This window comes from Brevundimonas sp. R86498 (assembly GCF_044598075.1).
GTDB lineage: Bacteria > Pseudomonadota > Alphaproteobacteria > Caulobacterales > Caulobacteraceae > Brevundimonas.
Map to the genome: position 1 here is coordinate 3,049,929 of NZ_CP139004.1, position 21,573 is coordinate 3,071,501.

Sequence of the window (21,573 nt, forward strand, 5' to 3'; positions counted from 1 at the left end):
GCCAAGGACTCCATTCCGGGTCGATGAACCGGGGAGCTGAGAGATCGGCTCAGCATCGGGCGACAGATGTTGGACCTTGGCAGACCGATCAAGAGACCAGAGCGACGGGGGTAGACATCCGGCGGTCGATCTCGGCGATTGTGGCCACAAATGCCTGGGCCATCCTTTGTCGAAGGGTCTCAAGCTCCCCGGCCTCTACCCGACGCCCCGTTCTCAGACGCGTTTCCATCGCCTCGGCCAGGGCCGCGAGACCTGTGGCTCCAACCATGCGGCTCCCGCTCTTGATGGTGTGCGCAGGAAGCACACCGTCCGCGATATTCCCCATCGAAAGCGCCCTTTGCAGGTCATCGAGATACCCGCTTGTGTCGGACCGGTAGATGTCCAGAAGGGTGTCGAAGGCCCTGACGGTCCTGCGCGTTTCCTCGAACATCTCTGCTTCGAACAGGGGAATGGGTTTGCGGGTCGCGGCGGGTGCAGGGCCGGTGTGACCGGAAGCGTCGGCGACGACGGAGATTTCATCGGTTGGCGCTGGCTCCGGGGTCAGCGGGACCGGCGACGTGCTCGGCGACGCCTTGGGGGTCGCGGCCTGGACCGGTGATACGCCGGGCGCGCGGGCGTCCGCACTGACTCCAGCCGCCGGTGCGACCGAGAGCTGCCCCTGCGTCTGGAGTTGGAGAAGGACGGCGAGCAGATCGCGTTTTCGGATTGGCTTGGCGACGAACTCGTCCATACCCGCCTCAAGGCAGGTCTCCCGGTCACCCTTCATGGCATTGGCCGTCAACGCGATGATCGGCGCGGGTTTCAGTTGCCCCGCGGCCATCATGACCTTGAGTTGTCGTGTTGCCTCATAGCCATCCATGACCGGCATCCGGCAGTCCATCAGGATCACGTCGAAGGCTCCGGCCTGGGCGGCCGCTATGGCCTTGCGTCCATCTCTTGCCGTGGTGACGCCGAAGCCAAGATCCTGCAGCAGCTCCTGCGCCACGATCAGGTTAACATCATTGTCATCCACAAGAAGCAGCTGTTGACCTGCGAACGTTGGATCGGCCGTGATCCGGCTGACAGGCGTGGCTGCCGGTGATGGCGTGCCCGAACTGTTCGCGCCGAGTTCCAGGGCTGCGTCGCCGAGAGCAGCGGGAAGGAAGGGTTTCACCAGAATCCTGTCGAACGACGGGTAGCTGCGGTGCGCCTGCCGGTCCGCCAGCAGGATGGACCACGCCGGTCTCCGGGCCGTCAGGGCGGCTCGCACGGACAGCCAGCCCTCCCGTGCCTCGTGAACATCATTGGCTTCGTCGATGACGATACCGGCCAGAGGGGGTGCCGTCCCGTTCTGCAGGGCCTCGGCAAGGGCATCGAACGAGGCGAAGTTCATCACCCCGAAGCCGGACCTCTCCAGCGCCGAGCCGGCAATCCGCCTCACTGTGTCCGACGCACCGACCACCCCGATCGTCGCATGTGGCTCGCTGACCGGCACAGGGGGTTCGCAGCGGGAGATTCTGACCGTGGCGGTGAATGTCGAACCCTTGCCTGGTTCGCTCTCACAGGTGACCGTTCCGCCCATCATGCCGCAGAGTTCCTGGCAGATGGACAGGCCGAGCCCGGTTCCACCGTGGGTTCGGGTGATGGAGTCATTGGCCTGGACGAACCGCTCAAACAGGCGCTTCTGGTCCTCCGGACCGATGCCCAACCCGGTGTCCATGACCGCGATATGCAGCGTCGAACAGTCCCCCGCGCCTGGCTCACAGCGTGCGACAATCGTCACCTCGCCGTTTTCGGTGAACTTGATCGCGTTTGAGACGAGATTGCCGACCACCTGACGCAGCCGTGTCGGATCCACCATCGCAAAGGCCGGGACGGACGCATCAACATCCAGCATCAGCGAGTTCCCGCTCTGGACCGCCTGCCCGTTATAGAAGGTGCCGATCTCCTGAAGCAGATGGGGAAGATCCGTCCGCACGGGATCGATCGCCATCATGCCTCCTTCGAGCTTGGAGACATCGAGGATGTCATTGAGGATGGCCAGCAGCGATGATCCGGACGCAGCGATCTGACCGGTATAGAGGGCCTGCTGCTCGTTCAGGCTTGTTCTCGAGAGCAGCTCGGCCATCCCTAAAACGCCGTTCAGCGGCGTCCTGATCTCGTGACTCATATTGGCCAGGAATGTCGACTTCGCCTTGTTCGCCTGTTCTGCGCGCGTGACGGCGTCGCGAAGACGCGCCCCCTGCTCCGCCCGCCGCTTCTGCGCGCGGAGGACCACCAGGGCGAGGATGACAAACACTGCAAGAAGCCCCGCGGTGACCGCCGCGAGGGGCGCGAGTTGCTGTGAAGTCTGCCTGAAGGTGAACACCGGCGCATAGCTGCGCGTGAAGGACACGGGGATCTGCCGGCGGCTTTCCGGCAACAGCCGGTCCGTCCAGGAGGGAGCGACGTCGCCCGTCCAGTCGAGCGAGCGTCCGTTCACACTAGAGGTGATCGACACCAGCGCGGCGTTGTGCCCGGCGGCGGCGAGTTCATTCCCGAGGCGCGACAGCGACAGGCGTCCAAAATAGACCCTGACCGGCTGACCCGCCACAGCATTGGCGCCGGTCTGGGCAAAGATGAGGTCCTCGCTTTCGGCCATGGGGAAGAGGTCCGGATAGCTCGCGGCCGAAAAAACCCCAACCGTGCCGGGGTTCTCAACCAGGTGCCGCGCAATCTGGTCGCGACTCGCGGGGGCCACGCCGATCGCGCCCTCCCCCACAACGAAAGATCGGCTGGCCGGGGCCCCGGTTTCGAAATAGCCAAGGTCCGAGACCAGGGGGCTGGACCGGCTGGCCACCTTCAGCTTCCCGGCGACCTTGTCTGCTGCCCCAGCCTCGCTGAACGCGACAAGATCCTTGACGCGAACAAAGAGGACGCTCGACGCGGCCTCGCCCTGGGCGGCGAGGACATTCGCCTCGAGGTCGAACGCATCGCGGCTGGTGGAGAGAGTCCGCCACCAGAGCCAGCTGACCAGGACGATGATCAGCACAAAGGCCACAGCGAACGCGAGGTCGACGGCCCCTCTGCGGAACAACGGAAGGAGGCGGTCTGTCTTCACTACCAGGTTTCCAGTTTCTTATTTCGCATCAAACCCGCCACGGTATTGCCGGCAGCGTTGTATGCGAGGCTGTCGAAGAGAACGGCGGCGCGGGCGACGCCCCGGCCCCCCCGGCTTCTCGCCGTGGACGGGTCGGAGCTGACCTGCTGTCGCCAGGCAAAGCCGGGCCCGGGATCCTTGATGAGATAGTGGATGCCTTCCGCCTTGCGGGTGCCGCTGGCTTCCACAACCCCAGTGACTCCGGGGGCGCGGCGTTGCAGTTCGGCCTGGAATCCCCCGCTGGCCACAAGTTGCTCCTTGGCGGCCCTGCCGATCTGGTAGAGCCCGTGTTCGACCGCGTTTGCGATCAAGGCACTCAAGCCCTGGAAGGCGCGCTCCGGGTCCGGGGCCATGCTGGCCAGAAGGCTTGCGACCCCCTCGACCTCATCGGGCCGCTCTAGAGTGAACCGCGCCAGTTGAAGGTTGGTAAATGCCGTCTGATGGACCCGAAGGGTCTGGCGCACCCTCTTCTGACCGTCGTGTTCCTGGATCGCGGCTTTGATCACCCGGTCAAGCAGGGCCTCATCGACAGGCTTGGGGAGGTAGTAGAAGGCTCCGGCAGCGAGCCCGTCGGCCTGATCGGCAGGCGCTGACTGGCCGGTCAGAAGAATGACAGGCAACAGCCTCGTAGCGGCTTCCCGCTTCAGTCGACGCGTGAGCCCCAGTCCGTCCATCAGCGGCATCATCCGGTCGGCGAGCACCACATCGATCGCATCAGGCTGCTGACGGATCAGCGCATAGGCTTCCGCTCCGTTCTGGGCAGTCACGACCATATGACCGAGCCGCTCGAGCACAGCGGTCATCATCATCAGAACGAGCCGGTCGTCATCCACGAGCAGGACGCGTTTGGTACTCAGGGATTCATTGACGGGAGCGTCCATCGCTAGCGCTCCGAAAAACTTGAATCGAGACCTCGACGCACCGGGCTCAGGAGATAGTCCAGTACGGTCTTGCGTCCGGTGATCAGGTCGACCCGCAGCTCCATGCCCGGAAGAAGGCGGGCACCGGGTTGACGCGGCAGGCTGTTCGAAGCCAGCGCCACACGCGCACGATAGAAGCGTTGACCCTGATCATTCACGAAGGACGACGGCGAGATGAACTCGAGCCGTCCCCTTGCCCAGCCGTAACGGGTGAAGTCGAAGGCAGTCACTTTAACCCGCGCCTCCTGCCCGACCTTGAGATAACTGACCTGATCGGCAGGAATCTCGACCTCGGCAAAGAGCGAGGAGGTCATCGGCACGATCGTGGCGAGCCGGCCACCAGGCTGAACAACCTCTCCGATAGAGTTCTGGGGTTACGTCCTTGACGATCCCGTCGACCGGACTACGGAGAACGAGGTTCGCATTACGCTCGACGGCCTTGTCCAGCTCGCCTTCTGCCTCGGCCAGGCCTTCCCGCAGCACCCGGATCTGTTCTCCGATCTCAAGATCGGACCTCGCCACAAACGCACCGATAGCCCGACGACTCTCCGTGAGCCGAGCCCGGGAGCCGCCAAGCTGACGCGCCAGAACCTGGACGCGTCCCTCGGCCGCGACGCGCGCCCTCTCCCTGTCGGCCAGGGTCACGCCAGCGACCAGGCCCTGGCCGGCCAGCCGTCTGTACCGCTCATACTCCTGGGTCATGAGCTCGAGGTCGCGCCGTGCCGTGGCCAGCTCGGCCTCGATCGATGCGGTCGAACTCGGCGACCTGGTCCGACTGCGCGGCCAGCTGGGACCGCTCAAGCGCGAGAGCCTCCCCGCGGACAACGGCATTGGTCGCGCTCATGGCTGCAGAGCCCGTCGCACCAGGCCCGCTCACGGGTCGATCCCCGGCGCGCAGGGTCTCGAGAGCCTCGATCTGGGCCCGGATATCATCCACCCGGCCGCGCGCGACCTCAAGATCCTGCGGGGTGGAGCCGTCGGCAAGCGTGACGATCACCTGACCGGCTTTGACGATCTCCCCATCCCGGACCAGAATGTTGGCCACCCGGCCGCCTTCCAGATGCTCAAGCGACCGCTCCCGCAGGGTCGGCACCAGTACGCCGGTACCGCGGGACACTTCGCTGACCTGGGCAACAGCGCTCCAGATGACCGAAAGCACGACAGCGAGTGCGCCGAGGAGCGTGGCCCGCCGAACCAGCCTCTGCGGATAGGTTTCCGTCACATTGAGCGGGCGGACGAGGCTTCTCGTCGCCTCGCTGTTTACTCGCAGGGCCGGAACACTCCGGATTGCCGTCTTCATCATGTGACGCTTTCGAACAGCTGAGCGGGCGTACTGACACGCGGAACCTGCCCGTATCGAAGGGCAACGACCCGATCTGCCAGACTGAGAAAATCCGACCGGTGCGAGACAAACAGCACGGTGCGTTTCCCCTTGGCGGCCTTCAGGATCCGCTTGAGATCATCGCCGAGGCCGCCATTGAGCAGCGCATTGGGCATTTCGTCGATGAGCCAGAGACGGCTGTCGATCAGCAGCGCCTGGGCAAGGGCGAACCGGAAGCGAAACTCTGTCGAAAGGGCACTGACCGGCGGGGTCGGCTCATCGATCAGATCTGCCGCCCACCCGATGCCGGTCAGCGCCAGGGCCTTGCCCAACTGCTCCTCGCTGGCGAGGGGATTGGCGAATGCGAGGTTCGATCGCAATGACCCCGGCAGGAACGTCGGTTCCTGCGGGATATAGGCGATCCGGCGGCGGAGTTCGGGAGCTGACAATTGTCGCACGTCGACACCCTCGATATGCAGCGCGCCCATCTGCGGCACGATCATCCCGTGGGCGAATTTCAGGACCGTCGTCTTCCCGGACCCGTTGGCACCGGCGATACCGATCACCTCTCCGGCACGAACGGACAGATCGAGACCCACGAACACCGGCCGGGTGTCGGACGTGCGGAAGCTTGCGTTCAGGAACGCGAGATTGCCCCTTACCTCCGGCAGCCGGCGCTCGCTTGCGTCGTCCTCCTCAGTCGGGGTCTGCATGAAGGCATCGATCTGGGCGATGCTCTTTCTCACCTGTTCCATCCGCGGAACCGCAAGACAGAGTCCGTGAAACGGCGCGAGGGACACCATGGTGGCGAGCAGCAGGCCGAGCAGATAGGTGGGGTCCAGTCTCCCGGCCCAGATTTCGTGCACTGACATCACGAAAATCAACATCAGACCACCATTCAGCAGAAGGGCGGCAATTGACTCGCTGGCGGCGCCGAGCAGCCTCAGCCGGGTTTGTGCGCTCTGATCCGCTGCGATCTTCCGGATCTGGAGTTCCGCCCATCGGTCCTGCAGTCCGCACTCCCGGATCAGGGACCGTTTTTCGAAGGTCTCGATCATCATGCGTTGTGTCTCGGTCGCCTGATCAGCGACGATGCTGGTCTGCACACGAACGCGACCCCAGATGCTCCAGAACAGGACGCAATGGGCAGCCACCACAAGCGCCAGCGCGCCTGCGATCGCCGGTGAGACCACAGCCAGGAAGATGATCACGGCGATCGCGATCGGCAGGTCGAGCAGCATCACCACGACCGGTCCGGAGAGAAAATCACGAACACCCTCGAAGGATCTCAGCCTGGCGGCCTGATTGCGGGCGTTGGCGCGTTCGAGGATCTGGGGTGGCAGGGCCAGCAGACGCGCGAAGGTCGCGGTGCTGACAAGATAGTCCAGTCGGTTGGCCACCCAGGCGAGCGTTCGTGCGCGAAGGGCGAACAGCTGCCGCTTCAAAAGAATGACGGCGATGCACGCGAGCATGAAGAACGGGACCGGCGTCGTGTCGGCAAGCGCGAAGACCTGCGCATAAAAGGTCGATACCAGGAGTGGCAAGGCCAGGGCTGTAACCACCACCAGCAGGCTGGTCAGGGCCAGCAGGGTTGGCAGCCCCTTCAGATGCGCAAGGAGCGCCTGCATCCAGCCAAAGCCGGTATGCTGTCGCTGTTCTGCCGCCGTCGTGTGTCGGTAGCGTTCCGACCGAAAGGCCCAGCAAGCCCAGGCTTTTGGTGCGCGCCGGTCCGTATAGGGCCGCGTCACGCCGTCCGGATCATGCCGCCACAGCCCGCCGGCATAGTCACGGGTCACCACCTGGGGGGCTTCCGCGCGCGGGCCGGTCAGGAGCCACGGACCGGTCGCCTCACCCGGGACACTCACCCGATGCGCTTCAAATCCAAGATTCGCGACGGTCGCGAGCAGGGCCTCTCCCATCGGCATATCGGCGTCTGCAGGAAGGGCCCCAAGAAGATCCTTCAGCGGCGCATCCTGGCCGGAGCTCTCGCAAAGTACGCTCAGGAGATGGGCAAAACCGCCCGCTTCTGCCGCGCGGGGCGCGTGGGCACGGATCGCTCCCGCCAGGGCCGTCGCCTCACCGGACAAGGCACTGATCGAAACAGCGGTCATATCTTCAACGTCGAATAGGCGCGGGTGGTGGCGACGAAGTCGTCGCGCAACGTCAGCCCCTGCTCGTCGAGCCCGTAGGTGGCATCGGCCAGGGCCGCCAGATTTGCATCGTCTGTCGCCAGAACAATTGTTGCACCGTGGCGAATGCGGGCGAAGAACTTCACCAGACGGGCATAGGCCTCTCGGTCGAGACCCCTGTCTGCATTGTCGAACAGGATGACGCGCGGCCGCAGGACCAGCGCGCGCAACAGCGCGATTTGCTGTTGCGCGCCAGGGGCAATCACCTCCTCACCCGGACCTCCGACGACAGTCTCTACACCCCGCGGCAACTCGTTGAAGCGCGACTCCATATCCAGCAGCCGCGCGACCGCCATGGCCTGTGCAAGCGACACCTCGCCAAACCGGGTGATGTTGTCCCTGATGGTGCCGTCGAACAGTCGGGCATCGGGCGACAGGTATGAGACCAGACGGTTCCGGTCCGACGGGCAGAGCTCGGCAATGTTGTGACCGTCGATGGTCACGAGGCCGCTCTTCGGCTGAAGGATGCCGGCCATTGTACGCAGCAGACTGGTTGCCAGCCGCTCGTTTCCCGGCGCGATGGCGATCGTGTGTCCTGCTTCGGTCGACAGGCTGATCGGTCTGGCCACCGGCTCCGCCATGAGCCCGCTGTCGATCGAGACGCCGTCCAGAACAAGATCGCCTCGTGCACCGGTCAGAACGACGGGTTCGCAAACCGGGTCGACCTCTCCGTCAGAGAATTCGGCCATGGTCTCCTCCGCCTTCCGGAGATCGCGGGCCTGGACGAATATGAAAACCGCCCGTTGCGTCGGTTCCACCAACCGTCCCGCCAGCAGGATGATGGCTGACGCGGCCCCGAGGGTCATGCCCTCGGTCACGAGGATGGCGCAGACGACCAGCAGGGAGGCAGTCAAAACCTGATTGGCAAGCTGGGCCTGATTCATGATGCGACCGATCAGGTCGGCCGTTGCGGTATTGGCCCGGGCGACTTCGGCCTGCAGGCGTTCATAGCCGCGAGCCATTCCGCGCTCGACGCCCAGGCCCTTCACAGAGCGAACCGAACTGAACACCGAAAACAGAAACTCGTACCGGCGCTCGGTGGTGCGAAAGTTCGCCTCGGAACAATCCGGCAGGCGGCGGGCATCAACATAGGTAAAGATGGCACTTGCAATGACGATTAACGTTACCGCAACCCCGCAAATCCAGGAGATATAGTAGATTAGGCCGACGATCAGCGGCGCAAACAACAGTTCCGCCTTGGCGACCATAAGTTGACCGTTGACGCGGTCCTTTGTCTTGGTGAGGCTGGTGGCCAGTTCAAGACTGGCTGCGGCGGGTGACGCCGAATGAAACGCCTGCCTTCGCACCACGCGGTCACAGAGCCAGTGAAAGCGCCGCGTCATGAAGTGGCGATCGACTGTGCTCATGATGTGGGCGCGACCGAACCTCAATCCGGCTTCTGCAAGGGCGCAGGTCAGGACAAGGACGATGAGGACCTGGAGTGTGCCCGTCTGGGGCTCACGGATCACCCGGCTGAAAATTTGCTGTGCCGCCACAGGCAGTGCGAGACCAAGGATGTTGATCGCCACCGTGGCGGCCAGAAGGGTCAGGGCCGCACTGACCCCCAGACCGTCCTGTCTGTCTGCTGAACCGATCACCACTGGCTTCCTAGAACAGACGCGAACCGAACGTCCGGAGTGCCGACGTCGCTGAAGACAGCGTGGCGGTGATGGGGGCACTGACGGTCTCGACCAAGGCTGGTCCAACCACGGCTGCGGTCGGCTCGACGCTGGACGACAGGTCGATCATATTGGCGACAGCGGACCCGGCGAGCACCGCCGTCGAGGCGACTTCCGCTGAGGTCACCGCATCGAAAAAGTCCTGACCGGTGCCGACCTCGGCTCCGTCATTGTCCGAGGCGAGCAGCTGGGAGAGTGTCAGGTCGCTCTCTGGCAAGGCTCCGAGAGCCTCGAACAGATCCGGATCTGATTCCTCGTCCGAGGACTCCGTCGCGCTCGCAATCAGACCCAGCAGATCGCCACCGGTGGTGCCCTCCTGCGCGGATGATCCGGTTGGGGCCACCGAAACCAGACCAATGATGTCCGCATCGAGATCCAGATCGACGTCGGTGCCCAGCACGGTCTCGACCGGATCCAGCGACACCTCCAGGCCCGCATCCGCGAGCCCGAGACCGGCGTCCACCGTCAGGTCCGTGTCAGACCCCGCCGGGGCCGGCGTCGTACCGGGCGTGACCGCCGCCACGGTCCCGGACACCAGGCCGCTCACCGCGCCGGCTCCGGCCGCAACCGTCTCGACCACGGGGGCGAGGTCCAGATCCACATCCAGATCGACATCGGTGCCCAGCACGGTCTCGACCGGATCCAGCGACACCTCCAGGCCCGCATCCGCGAGCCCGAGACCGGCGTCCACCGTCAGGTCCGTGTCAGACCCCGCCGGGGCCGGCGTCGTACCGGGCGTGACCGCCGCCACGGTCCCGGACACCAGGCCGCTCACCGCGCCGGCTCCGGCCGCAACCGTCTCGACCACGGGGGCGAGGTCCAGATCCACATCCAGATCGACATCGGTGCCCAGCACGGTCTCGACCGGATCCAGCGACACCTCCAGGCCCGCATCCGCGAGCCCGAGACCGGCGTCCACCGTCAGGTCTGTATCAGACCCCGCCGGGGCCGGCGTCGTACCGGGCGTGACCGCCGCCACGGTCCCGGACACCAGGCCGCTCACCGCGCCGGCTCCGGCCGCAACCGTCTCGACCACGGGGGCGAGGTCCAGATCCACATCCAGATCGACATCGGTGCCCAGCACGGTCTCGACCGGATCCAGCGACACCTCCAGGCCCGCATCCGCGAGCCCGAGACCGGCGTCCACCGTCAGGTCCGTGTCAGACCCCGCCGGGGCCGGCGTCGTACCGGGCGTGACCGCCGCCACGGTCCCGGACACCAGGCCGCTCACCGCGCCGGCTCCGGCCGCAACCGTCTCGACCACGGGGGCGAGGTCCAGATCCACATCCAGATCGACATCGGTGCCCAGCACGGTCTCGACCGGATCCAGCGACACCTCCAGGCCCGCATCCGCGAGCCCGAGACCGGCGTCCACCGTCAGGTCTGTATCAGACCCCGCCGGGGCCGGCGTCGTACCGGGCGTGACCGCCGCCACGGTCCCGGACACCAGGCCGCTCACCGCGCCGGCTCCGGCCGCAACCGTCTCGACCACGGGGGCGAGGTCCAGATCCACATCCAGATCGACATCGGTGCCCAGCACGGTCTCGACCGGATCCAGCGACACCTCCAGGCCCGCATCCGCGAGCCCGAGACCGGCGTCCACCGTCAGGTCTGTATCAGACCCCGCCGGGGCCGGCGTCGTACCGGGCGTGACCGCCGCCACGGTCCCGGACACCAGGCCGCTCACCGCGCCGGCTCCGGCCGCAACCGTCTCGACCACGGGGGCGAGGTCCAGATCCACATCCAGATCGACATCGGTGCCCAGCACGGTCTCGACCGGATCCAGCGACACCTCCAGGCCCGCATCCGCGAGCCCGAGACCGGCGTCCACCGTCAGGTCCGTATCAGAACCCGCCGAGGCCGGCGTCGGATCCGGCGTGCCGCCTCCCGATGACCCGGCCTCTGTGGCGGGGCCCGCCGGCGGCAGCGCGGTCGACGGTCCGCCAACGGTCTCCGGACCGTTCGGTGTCGGCTGAGGTCCTGCTGGCTCACCCCCGACTGCGGGTTCAGGAACGACGGGCGGCAGACCTGTTACCGGAGCAACAGGCGGAAATCCGGGGAGAACTGGTGTCGGATCCTGCGACGGTACGTCCGGGCCCGGCCCGGCCGGCACAACGGTCGTGACCGGTGGCGGCGCAACCGTTACCGGGGGAGCCACTGCAGGCGTCTCACCCGGTCCCGCATCGATGCCAACGGTTGGTCCCGGCACCGGTCCAATCCCGAGGTCGGGTATGGAGGGCAGTGGCGAGGCAGCAGGGTTCAGGACCGAAAGGGGCTCCGCGGCGTCCAGCGTGAAGGGCTCAAATGAGGCGGGGTCCGCCGCGATCCCGTCCGCCTGAACTCCAGACTGCGGAAGAGCGAGCTGGGCGACCGGATCTCCATCGGCGGCCTCGCCTGGCTCGGGGTTGAGTGTAGCGGGTGCCAGGGCAACACCGTTTGCCCCGGAAACGGCAAAACCGGTCTCGGCGGACGTTCCGGGTCCGATCTCGGGACGGCGGAAGGCCGGCCCGATTGCGCTGTCCAGCTCCGTCGGGACAACGCGGTCAGCCTCGGCAACCCGAAGCCCCTGCATCGCGCCCTGCCCGGCGAGTTGATCGGACGCCTCATAGAGCTTGGACTCAAGATTGGTGAGCGCTTCCTGCGCCATTGGGCATCTCCTGGACGCGCTCCGCGTCCTTCTGTTCGCCCAACGTTGCTCGATCGCGGTTTACAACTGTTGAAATCATCGACCCTGTTTGCGGCGCTTCAACCGGATCGCCTTTTCATGTTCTTGATCTAAAAGGATTTTCGATGGCTGCGACACTTCTTCATAAGCAGTACTACTTATAATTTGCTTGTAGTTCGCGCCTCCTGCCACAGATCCTCCCGGCCGCGGCACGACTGGCACCAAGGACTTCCCTGTCTGACCTTCCACTCGAGACAGGCGGCGGGCGGAGACCTGTCCTCCGCAGTCTCAGCCTTCCGCTTGCCATCCGCCAGCGAGGGCGCGGAACAGGGCGATCTGATAGGTCGTCACGAGCGCGTCCGATTGCGCAAGAGCCGCATCGGCGGCGGCCAGGGTGCGCTCGGCGTCGAGGACGACCAGGAAACTCTCCACCCCGGCATCGAACCTCTGGCGCGAAAAAAGGGCGGCGCGGGCGGCCTGTTCGCGAGCGTCAGTCAGGGTGGCCCGACGGTCAAGCTCGAAAGCGTAGTCGCTGAGCGCGGTCTCCGTCTCCTGGAGGGCTGTCAGAACCGCCTGGTCGAAATTGGCCAGGGCAGCGTCTGACCGCGCATCCGCTGCCCTGATCTGTGCGCGCGCGGCGAACATATTGGGAAAAGACCAGGTGATCAGGGGACCGACACTGAACCTCAGGCTCTGACTATCACCAAACTCTGGCGATGAGAGCCCAGTGGACCCGATTGATCCGCCGAGGATGACCCGTGGGAACAGATTGGCCGTGGCGACATTCGCCCGGGCCGCCGCCGCGGCAAGCTCCGCCTCTGCACGGCGCACATCGGGGCGCCGGGCCAGCAAGGCCGCGCCGTCGCCGATCGGAATCTGCCGACCCAGTTGCGGCGGCCGGACACAGCGCGCGGCAGCCTCGCTGGCCTCGGCCGGCACCACGCCGGTCAGGGTCGCAAGGCGAAACAGGGCCGCGTTGCGCGCGGCGTGAAGCGTTGGGAGGGTCGCCTCTATCTGCGCCACGGCAGCCCGCGCGCTGGCCACATCCAGCTCCGTGCCGGCCCCGCCGGCCAGCAATCCCTCCGTCAATGCGGCGGTCTCGCGTTGCAGCGCGAGCGTGCGCTCGGCGACCCTGATGCGGGCGTTGGCTGAGCAGATATCGGTATAGGCGCGGGCTGTCTCGGCCGCGACCGTGACCTGCACCGTGGCCAGCGAAGCCTCGGCAGCCCGGGCACCCGCGCGGGCTGCGCGGATGGTTGCGTCCACCCGCCCGAACAGGTCGATTTCGTAGCTGGCCTGCAGACCGACGTCGCCCGTATCAATCCGGGACAGAACCCCATCAGCGGGGAGACCGTTGACTGTCGTGGCGGATGACCGGCTGCGCTGAAACTGGGCGCTGGTCGTGGTCGTTGGAAGACGAGCGGTGCGGCTCTCCGACAGCGACGCACGAACGGCGTCGAGGTTCGCGAAGGCGGCCTCCAGTTCGTTGTTGCGCGCGAATGCGTCCCGGATCAGGTCGTCGAGGACCGGGTCGTCATACAATCTCCACCAGTCGTTCCGGACCGCTTCGACGGAGACGGTGCCCCTGGCCGCACCAATGAAGGGTCCCGTTCCCGCAGCGGGTGGGGTGCCGACCGGAGCGTCAGGACCAACAGCACAGCCTGCCAGCACGAGCGCGCCCGCTGCCACCGCCAGCCGTGCATTCGCGCCCCTGGTCCGGCACATGGATATACCCTCCCCCCGCAAGGTCCGCTGCCCGATCGCCGTCGCTGTCCGAACGTCTCTACGGCAGGTACAGTCCTTGTCCGTTTGCCGAACACTGGTCAGCAATTGACCGATTCTCCCTGGCCGGAAACTGGACAGGCGGTTGTGTCACCAGCGCAGCCCCGAAGACCCTCGCGGCCTTTACGGACAGGCCGAAGTTCAGCCCGCGTCAGTCGGAACGGCCAGGTGAGGACCCGGGAGCACCGCTCGTCCGGCGCCACCGTGCTTCCCCGCCGCCCCTCACTCCCACTCAATGGTTCACTTGACCGGAAGGTGCTGATTTCTCAGTGCCTTTTCTTTTGATCGCCAGACCATACCGTCAGCATTACCTTCATCGACCCGAGGCTGATGAAAAGAAGAATTTGGCTTCGATAAAATTCGGGTGATGTTGCCGTCTATCGGCACGCGCTGGCCAACGCGAAGTCTGTAAGGCGCAGCCAACCCTATTTTCAGGGCGCCTGCCAAACCGATAAGTCTAGACCGACATGAACGGCTACCGTATCGAGAATATACCGTCAGATGGAGGATCGGCCAACGTCCTCATCGCGCCAAGACCGGACATCGGCCAGCGCGCGCTAACCGAACATTCCGCTTGCAGGCCCGCACGCCGTCAGGGACGGGATCGCGAAACTCGATCTGCCGGTCGCCGCGGCGAACTAGCGACGTCGACACACGTCCAGCCATCCGGCCGTTTCGGGCTTGGTCCGCGCCTTCTCGCCAGGCCGATGACGGAGTTAGCATCCCGGAGACGCGACGCGGGGAGCGGAGCGCGATCGTACAGCTTAAGTTGCGGTCGTGTTCAGCCCGCCGCGAGTTCCGTGATTTTGGCCGCGCGACGCAGTATGGAGCCGGACAGCCGCTGCGAGCGCGCATCGACCTAAGGCGTCGTCCAATCGGGCAGTCAATGGACCGGGCACCGGTCGATCAGGAGAGGATCAGTGTCATGAATGACAAGTGGTGGCCGGACCTTCTCGCCCACATCCCGTCGGAGACGCCATGGGCCGATCCGCATGTGATCGTAGCGCGGATCCAGCCCTTCCCGGACCCATTCTTTCCGGGAGTCCGGTTCAGCCGGACCGCCCTTGTTCCCGTCGGAGCGCTCGACGCCGTGCGGCGGAACCTGCGGGGACTGGGCCATGAGGTCGAGAGTGCGGGGCCGCGTCCCGGCCCCCGCCTGGCCGGCGACTACGACCCGAAGTTCTGGATCCGGGGCGTCGACCTGCCCGAGACGCAATACGAACCGCTGGTGCTGTCGTGGACATCCGCGAACCTGACCACCCTGCAGATCGACCCCGGGTTCCTCATGACCTACGGGTTGTCGTCCCGACTGATCGAAGGACGCCAGCTCAGCTACGACGATCCCGCCGCGCCGCAGTACGACGTGGTCCGGCAGACCGGACAATCCCGGTACGACGGCGGCGGGCACGAGCTCGCCCTAGTCAGCGTCGAGCGGGATTATCTTCAGGACTATCTGAGCCTGAGGGGCATGGCCCTGATCGAAGTCTATTACGAAATCCGGCGAGGCGAACGGGACGACACCCTCGCCGCGGAGCTGGACGGCGGAAACGGCAAAATCATCCAGCTCCCGGACCGAGAGTTCCAGATCCAGCTGCGGCCCGAGGGCGGCTTTGTCGCCCAGGTCTGGGGGGCGAGGGTCCTGGCAGAGCCTGCGGACTTCCCGGTCTCCATGGATCCGCTGGACGATGTCGGCCTGGTGTGGCCGGGCATCGAGGGCCCAGTGGACAACGCTCGCGCCCGCGGCTTCGGCCCGCAGGACCAGGTCTACGTTCGCGATGCGGTGCTCGGAGCCTATGAGGGAAAGCCCGGTTATGATGTCTTTCCCGAAAGCGGTGCCGTGAGTTTCGGGGCCCAATGGGGCGTCCACTGGTGCCGACGGGTCGGCCGCGATCTCATCGCGCTTGAGATCAAGAAAATCTACGAGGCCGCCACACCTCGCGCCATCCGGCACTGGCACAGCTACGCCGTCGCGCCGCCGGCGAAACTCGACGACCCTGCCCTCGCCGCGACGCCGAACGCAGGGAGCCGCGCTCGCCGCGCGATTTCCGCACTGGCGGGGCTTGGCGAACGCCTCGCCGGCACTGCGGCGCTCCACGGACTGGCGAATGCAGAGTTCGGACGACTTCACGCGGGTCGATCGCCGAGCCTTGGCCGGAAACGACTGGTGGCGCCTAGACAGCAACGCCGCGATCGCCCGACATATCCCCCTGGACCTGTCGGAGCAGGCGTTCCTGGATCGCTGTGTCGCGCTGGCGAACGTTGTCCTGGAGGGCCTCGGCGAGCGGTCGCTGCGTCGACTGGCGGAGGCCTTCGGGGTAGATACCGGCAAGATCCGCAGCCTCCTGCTTCTCAACTGGATCGTCCGCCTCGCGGAGACCTCCGTCGACACCGGCGTCCGGCTGCAGGATCCCGTCTTGCTGGAGATACTCAAGGGACGCGAGGAGACCCGCCCCCTGAACCGCCTGTTCGCGCTGAATGATCTGCGTCAGCTTGGGGCCCACAACCCAACCGATCGCCGGGACAGACTGGCGGCCGCCCTCGCGCGCTTCGACCTGGCACCCGGTGCCGTCGCCAGCGGGTACGGCGGGGCGCTCGATCAGATCTATGATCGAGTGACTGATGATCTCGAGACTGTCGCCACCCTCCTCGGCCGTGCTCATCAGGTCTGATTGCGCCGCCCGCCGCCGACCGCGCCACGCCATCCCGGCCGTCCTTCCCGCCTCGACCACCCCTCGCCCGAGCTCACGATGATCCTGACTCCAGCCCCGATTGCCCCGAACCGTCGCAAGCAGGTGGCCGCTGCCTCGACCCTGCTGAAAGGGCCGCGGGGCACCAAAACCTTCGACGACTTCATCTTCAAATACGCCGATAGCACGAAGGAATACCGGCAGATTGAGGCGGTCCACAAACCGCTGCGGCAGGCGCTTCGCGGTCACCTGCTGCGACAGGATATCCATATCGGCGCGGAAATCCTTGAACCCCTCCTGTTTCGCCTCATCCGTGACGGGTCCGTCGACCCCGTCAGTGAGGCGGTGGCCGAGCTGAACCAGCAGGCCTTCCACGAGCCTGGCTTCGTCCTCTATCCCGTCCACAGCTATGGCGTCATGCGTACGTTCAGCCTTGCCTCGCCCGGCCCCGCGGGCACGGGGGACTTGGTCTTCACCGACCTCGGGATCGCCATCGCGCCGCCGACGCAGTCGATCAAGAACACCTTGGCCTTCGTAACGCGCTCGGCGGCCGCGCTCGGGATCACATCCCCGGCACCGATCTCCGAGATCCGGCAGGAACACGCCAACCCCCGTCTGCACTGGCTGTCGAAGAACCCGCTGTTGATGATCCGCGTGCGGTCGTATTCAGCCGGCGCCTACGAGAACCAGTCAGAGTTCATGCGCAGGCTGGGGCTGGGTGCCGCTTTCGTCATGCTGCTCTCGGTTCTTGTCGACCCCCGGGACGAAAAGCGCTGGAACAGCTCCCGCTCTAGCAACGAGACCTTGGACATCCGCCACTACCTAGTTGGCGACAACGGGGGCGGCGGCCGAAACCTGTCCCATCGTCGTGTGCCCATGAACCTGTCGCCAGCCGGTCTGGCACAGCTGTCAGACCTGAACGTCAACCTTCACCTAGATCGACTGGCGGCGCCGGCCGGGACGCGACTGGCGCGGCGCGCCGAGCAAGCGATTGTCGCGCTGGAGGCCTTTACCCGTCTCAACGCCGTCATCCAGCAGCCCGCCACCGCCCGCACCCGCCTGTCGTCGAAACTACTCGACTCCGTCTATTGGTTCCGTCGCTCCTTCCCGGCGGGCAGCCAGGATCACGAGGCGATCGTGAGCCTCGCGGTCGCGTTCGAATCCCTGCTTATCGACAGCTACGCGAGCGGCGTCACGGGTCGTATCGTCGACCGGGCCATCCATATCCTTAAGGCCGAGGGGCAGCCGGCTCCCGTCCAGGAGATCGTGAGAAAGCTCTTCAGCGCGCGGGGCGACATTGTACACGCGGGATCGACGTCGACGACGCTCAACCTGCCGCTCGCCCGCGAAGCCTATGCCTTCTGTCTGCTGCACCTCCTCGGACGGATCGGCCATGTCAGCGAAACCACAACCACGGCAGTTGGCGACATGCTCGGCGAGGTCGCGCTCGTCAGGGCCGGACTGGGCGAGCGAGTCCGGCGGGCTTGGCGCGCGCTCATGCAGGGCTGAGCGCCGTCAACCCGACCCGCTCTAGACCCACACGGATGAGGCGGGAGAGTGAGAATTGGCCACACCCGATACCGCGCGCCTACAGATCTTCTAGCTATGTCTGAAGGTCTTCAACCGCTTTCAGCAGCCGCAGAATTGCACGAGCGCCTTCGGGCGTTTCGTTCCAGATTCGCCGCAGCCCCCTTTCTGCCTCCACCAAATCGCTTGGTGTCGAACCTCGCGCCAATTCAACTCGAGGCACATTTACGCCCAACACGCTGCAAACCCGCACGACGTTATAACTAAACGTTCTGAATTGCCCGGCCGCGATACGCCCGACCTGGCTCGGGTGGACATTAGCCAGACCCCCGATTTCGGTTAAATTTCGGCCACTTACTGAAATGGCCGCCACGATGCTTGTCTTCACTTCTTCCAACTGATCGCTTGACGGTTTCATGCAAATTAGCATATCTAAAGAATGTCGATTTGCAAGGACGTGGCAATGGACGAGATTCGCTTCTACCGGGCCAGCGAAAAACCCTACGGTTCCTTCAGCAACCTCTATCGGCGAGATGTGGAATTCGAGGGCGAGACTTTCTCGACCAGCGAGCACGCCTATCAAGCTGGCAAGGCGCGCAAGCCCGCCGTGCGGAAATGGCTGATGGAAGCGCCGTCCCCTGCCCTGCTCGCGATGGCCGCGCACGGCCTCTACTACTGGGATATCGCGCCAGGCTGGTCGACGACGAAGTTCGATCGGATGCGAGCAGTGCTACGCGCTAAGTTCAGCCAGCACTCGGACCTGCGCGAGCTGTTGTTGTCGACGGGTGAGGCGCGTCTCGTGGAAAGCGCCACGGTCGACAACGATGTGAACCGGCTCTGGGGCGAGGTGAACGGCGTCGGCCGGAACATGCTTGGCCTGCTGCTCATGGAGCTGCGAACTGAACTGCGCGCCGAGGAGGCGCCTAACAAGGCCTACGGGATCGCCGCCGAATAGCGCCGGTCGAGCACCTGCCGCACATAGGCGGCTCCCTTGGCCCTAAACAATCCGCGCGCGCCGGCGAAGCCGCAGTTTTCTGCGGCCAGAACCTGGCCGGACAGAATGCCGACCAAGAGGTCTGCGGCGCTGAAGGCTCGCGGAGACAGCCTGCGCTTGAGGATCCAGTCGATCACGGCGACGCTCACGATGTCGCCCGAGCCGCAGGTGTCGATAACGTTAGCGGCGCTTACGGCGTCACACCAATAAGCGTGACCGGCGTCTCGGACCCGCAACCCCTCGGCGCCGAACGTTGCAATGTGAACCGCCTCGAAAGCGCGATTCGTCAGGCGGTCGCCCAAGCGGTCTTCAGAATATTTGAGCACGGATGCGAGCTCGAGAGCTTCCTCGAACAAATCGCCGCCTTCGCAGTCCGAGGGTTCGAAATAGACGATCGCACCGCCGTCGCGCGCGGTCCTCATGGCCTCGAGGATGCTTTCAGACACCCGGTCGGCATAGAAGACGCTGCAATCGCGCAACAGGCTTAGTGCGGGCTCCAGCTCGCTGTGGTCGATCGTCCGGTAACGCGGCAGCACGCGCCGCGTCGTCGGACAGACGAAGCTGAAGTCGTGCCGGCCCGAGGCCGTGTCGAGTTCCTGGGCCAGGACGGGAGACGCGTCCCCGGGGCGCCGTGAAATGTAGCGCACCACGGCACCGGCTTGGATGAACTCCGAAACCAGACGCTCGCCGGTCGCATCATCGCCCAAGGCGAGGACTGGCGCGACCTGCCGGCGCAGCATTGCCAAAGAGATCAGAACATTCCCGCAAGATCCGCCTAGCGCCTCTTCGGTCAGCGCTCCGTCCGCATAGATCCGGTCGAGCACCGTGAAGCCAGTGCCCGCGACATCGACGCATGTCGACTCCCTCGGGAGTTCAACAGAGGTCACCGCTGCTCGTTTCGGGTCATTGAACATCCAAGCAGAGACCGGACAGATCCAATCTTACGCCGCCTTCGGGGCAGGGTAACAGAGCACGCAGGGCCTTGAGAAGGGCTTGCGGCCCGACCGGGCGCGCGCCGAACAGAGACCAGCAGCCGTCGGCGGAGCCACACACCTCGCCGACGCTGATCCCATAAGGCCCGCTCAGGAGGGCGTGGTCGTTACCGAACCGCGCACCGCTGTCGCCGAAGCACAGCACCTGTAGCCCGGGCGCGATCTGGTCGCTCAACGCTCGCACCACCGTCCTCTTGCATGACGCAGCAGGCACAAGATCATAGCTATGGCCAGATACGGCGAGGCGGACGGCTCCGTTCTCGACCGGGGGACAGTCTCGCAAGTCCAGCGGGAACTGATAGGGTCGAACAAGGGCGTCCATTCCGACGGTGATCTGAACCGGGCCAGGCTTGAATGTCCCGCAGAACAGCTCGGAGTGCTCGCCGAGCCACTGGGCTACAGTCGCTAGATGGGGATTCGATATCGGCGCATCATCCACGATATCGACCTCGGCTGGCCTCAGATGTCCTCCGTTGTAATAGCCGATCAACACCTCTGGCAGCATGTCCGGCGGCAAGACTTTCCTCAGCTCTTCGCCAGCGGATCCGCCTCGCCCGGTCGCAATGCCGATCCGCACGCCGGAGGCTTGCAGGCGCGTCAGTTCCGCGACGATCGCCCGGTCGACTGGAGCGCATCGGTTGGCCGTATCGACCAGCGTGCCGTCATAGTCGAATACCGCACCGCCGAACCTGGCAGAGGCAAGGGCTTCGAGCCGGCGACGGCGGACATCGGCCAACGCCGGTTCAGCGGCTTCCCCCGAGTCCTGCCGAGCGATGGCCGCCCGTTTGTGCCGAACGGCAGACGAAAGACCGGCCGCGACCTGAGCCAAGGCGGCGTCATCGAATATCGACCGTCCGAACGGTCCAATCCCTGGCTTGCCGGGATCCAGACAGACAGACTCGCCTAAGGCCTCAATTAGACCCAACCCATCGATCAGGGCGAAGAGGTTCTCCAGACGCCCGCAATCGCCGTAGTCCCAAGTCAGTCGCTTAAGGTTCGGCGGGAGCTCCGTAGTCACGCCCTTCCAGCTCGTGCGGGAGTGCAGCCCGGTCAGGCCGAGCAGAAAGGTCTGGTCAGTCCGATGATGCAGCCAAGCATGTCTGCCGTGGGCGAGATTGCGGATGTCCGTGGTCTGAACCGGGCAGAGCGCCGCCTCCCACAAAGATGTCTCCATCAGCACCGCGAGGGGCGAAAGGAGAGGATCGTGAGCGAGGATGAGAGTGTCGTTCGCCTTCAAGCCCTCGATCTCATTGAAGCACTGACGTCGCGTCTCAGGCGCTCGCATGGCGGTCAGGCGGCTCGCCAGCCCGTCCAAGAGATTTCGGTTTCCGCGCGGATCGCCACACAGCCCGTCCGCGGCCATCAACAGGGCGATCGCTGCGCTGAGCAGGGAGTGGGTCGCCAGAAATCCATCCTTCTGGTCGGCAACCGGCGTAGCGTGGACTTGAAGCGCACGACCCGGGATCGTGGCGGCCGGCCCGCTCGGATTGCGGGTCACGAGATGGACCGCAGCTGCGTGGCGATCGATAGCAGCGTGGACCGCGGCCACGACATCCGCGTTGTCTGCGCTCGCACTAAATATCCAGACGTCGCTCCCGGCGAGGTCTTGGATGTCGAGCACCAGCGTCATGGGTGTCTGGACGGTCGTCGGTCCCAGTCCAAGGGTGTCCCGGCAGCGTGCAAGATACTGGGCGGCGAT

14 protein-coding genes are annotated in these 21,573 nt (G+C 65.2%); 3 read left to right on the forward strand and 11 right to left on the reverse strand.

Annotation, left to right across the window (positions count from 1 at the left end):
• Positions 1-88 precede the first annotated feature (88 nt).
• The 9 genes from SJY26_RS15115 to SJY26_RS15155 form a co-directional block, all read right to left on the reverse strand.
• Entirely contained in the window at positions 89-3,079 is a 2,991-nt protein-coding gene (locus SJY26_RS15115; protein ID WP_396593815.1) for an ATP-binding protein, read from the reverse strand.
• Positions 3,079-3,999 (reverse strand): response regulator, encoded by a 921-nt coding sequence (locus tag SJY26_RS15120; protein ID WP_396593816.1) that lies wholly within the window; start codon positions 3,997-3,999, stop codon positions 3,079-3,081. Before SJY26_RS15120 ends, SJY26_RS15115 begins: the two co-directional genes overlap by 1 nt.
• Before the next feature lie 2 nt (positions 4,000-4,001).
• Positions 4,002-4,400: an HlyD family efflux transporter periplasmic adaptor subunit gene (locus SJY26_RS15125; protein ID WP_396595781.1), complete on the reverse strand. Its 399-nt coding sequence runs from the start codon at positions 4,398-4,400 to the stop codon at positions 4,002-4,004.
• A gap of 323 nt (positions 4,401-4,723) precedes the next feature.
• Positions 4,724-5,341, reverse strand: coding sequence for a hypothetical protein (locus SJY26_RS15130; protein WP_396593817.1), 618 nt, complete (start codon positions 5,339-5,341; stop codon positions 4,724-4,726).
• Complete coding sequence (locus SJY26_RS15135) at positions 5,338-7,470, reverse strand: ATP-binding cassette domain-containing protein (protein WP_396593818.1); 2,133 nt, start codon at positions 7,468-7,470, stop codon at positions 5,338-5,340. The genes SJY26_RS15130 and SJY26_RS15135 overlap by 4 nt, the downstream gene beginning before the upstream one ends.
• Positions 7,467-9,146 (reverse strand): ATP-binding cassette domain-containing protein, encoded by a 1,680-nt coding sequence (locus tag SJY26_RS15140; protein WP_396593819.1) that lies wholly within the window; start codon positions 9,144-9,146, stop codon positions 7,467-7,469. The genes SJY26_RS15135 and SJY26_RS15140 overlap by 4 nt, the downstream gene beginning before the upstream one ends.
• Before the next feature lie 10 nt (positions 9,147-9,156).
• Entirely contained in the window at positions 9,157-11,058 is a 1,902-nt protein-coding gene (locus SJY26_RS15145; protein WP_396593820.1) for a hypothetical protein, read from the reverse strand.
• A gap of 1,122 nt (positions 11,059-12,180) precedes the next feature.
• Positions 12,181-13,617, reverse strand: a complete 1,437-nt coding sequence (locus tag SJY26_RS15150) for an efflux transporter outer membrane subunit (protein ID WP_396593821.1) — start codon at positions 13,615-13,617, stop codon at positions 12,181-12,183.
• Between the two features lie 1,474 nt (positions 13,618-15,091).
• Positions 15,092-15,802: a hypothetical protein gene (locus SJY26_RS15155; protein ID WP_396593822.1), complete on the reverse strand. Its 711-nt coding sequence runs from the start codon at positions 15,800-15,802 to the stop codon at positions 15,092-15,094.
• Here SJY26_RS15155 and SJY26_RS15160 point away from each other — a divergent pair.
• From SJY26_RS15160 to SJY26_RS15170, 3 genes are all read left to right on the forward strand, one after another.
• Entirely contained in the window at positions 15,780-16,343 is a 564-nt protein-coding gene (locus SJY26_RS15160) for a hypothetical protein (RefSeq protein WP_396593823.1), read from the forward strand. The genes SJY26_RS15155 and SJY26_RS15160 overlap by 23 nt on opposite strands.
• 78 nt (positions 16,344-16,421) lie before the next feature.
• Positions 16,422-17,870: a hypothetical protein gene (locus tag SJY26_RS15165; protein ID WP_396593824.1), complete on the forward strand. Its 1,449-nt coding sequence runs from the start codon at positions 16,422-16,424 to the stop codon at positions 17,868-17,870.
• Between the two features lie 481 nt (positions 17,871-18,351).
• The gene (locus SJY26_RS15170) at positions 18,352-18,843 is read left to right on the forward strand and encodes an NADAR family protein (RefSeq protein WP_396593825.1); all 492 of its coding nucleotides are present in this window, start codon (positions 18,352-18,354) and stop codon (positions 18,841-18,843) included.
• Here SJY26_RS15170 and SJY26_RS15175 read toward each other — a convergent pair.
• Positions 18,822-19,796: a PfkB family carbohydrate kinase gene (locus tag SJY26_RS15175; protein WP_396593826.1), complete on the reverse strand. Its 975-nt coding sequence runs from the start codon at positions 19,794-19,796 to the stop codon at positions 18,822-18,824. The genes SJY26_RS15170 and SJY26_RS15175 overlap by 22 nt on opposite strands.
• A complete protein-coding gene (locus SJY26_RS15180; protein WP_396593827.1) occupies positions 19,786-21,504 on the reverse strand; it encodes an HAD family hydrolase in 1,719 nt (572 codons plus the stop codon). The genes SJY26_RS15175 and SJY26_RS15180 overlap by 11 nt, the downstream gene beginning before the upstream one ends.
• Positions 21,505-21,573: the final 69 nt, after the last annotated feature.

Excerpts from the sequence above, each read along its gene's own strand:
- SJY26_RS15180 (WP_396593827.1), bottom strand. The coding sequence starts at position 21,504 with ATGACGCTGGTGCTCGACATCCAAGACCTCGCCGGGAGCGACGTCTGG.
- SJY26_RS15165 (WP_396593824.1), top strand. The coding sequence starts at position 16,422 with ATGATCCTGACTCCAGCCCCGATTGCCCCGAACCGTCGCAAGCAGGTG.
- SJY26_RS15160 (WP_396593823.1), top strand. The coding sequence starts at position 15,780 with ATGCAGAGTTCGGACGACTTCACGCGGGTCGATCGCCGAGCCTTGGCC.
- SJY26_RS15120 (WP_396593816.1), bottom strand. The coding sequence starts at position 3,999 with ATGGACGCTCCCGTCAATGAATCCCTGAGTACCAAACGCGTCCTGCTC.
- SJY26_RS15135 (WP_396593818.1), bottom strand. The coding sequence starts at position 7,470 with ATGACCGCTGTTTCGATCAGTGCCTTGTCCGGTGAGGCGACGGCCCTG.
- SJY26_RS15130 (WP_396593817.1), bottom strand. The coding sequence starts at position 5,341 with ATGATGAAGACGGCAATCCGGAGTGTTCCGGCCCTGCGAGTAAACAGC.
- SJY26_RS15170 (WP_396593825.1), top strand. The coding sequence starts at position 18,352 with ATGGACGAGATTCGCTTCTACCGGGCCAGCGAAAAACCCTACGGTTCC.
- SJY26_RS15150 (WP_396593821.1), bottom strand. The coding sequence starts at position 13,617 with ATGTGCCGGACCAGGGGCGCGAATGCACGGCTGGCGGTGGCAGCGGGC.
- SJY26_RS15175 (WP_396593826.1), bottom strand. The coding sequence starts at position 19,796 with ATGTTCAATGACCCGAAACGAGCAGCGGTGACCTCTGTTGAACTCCCG.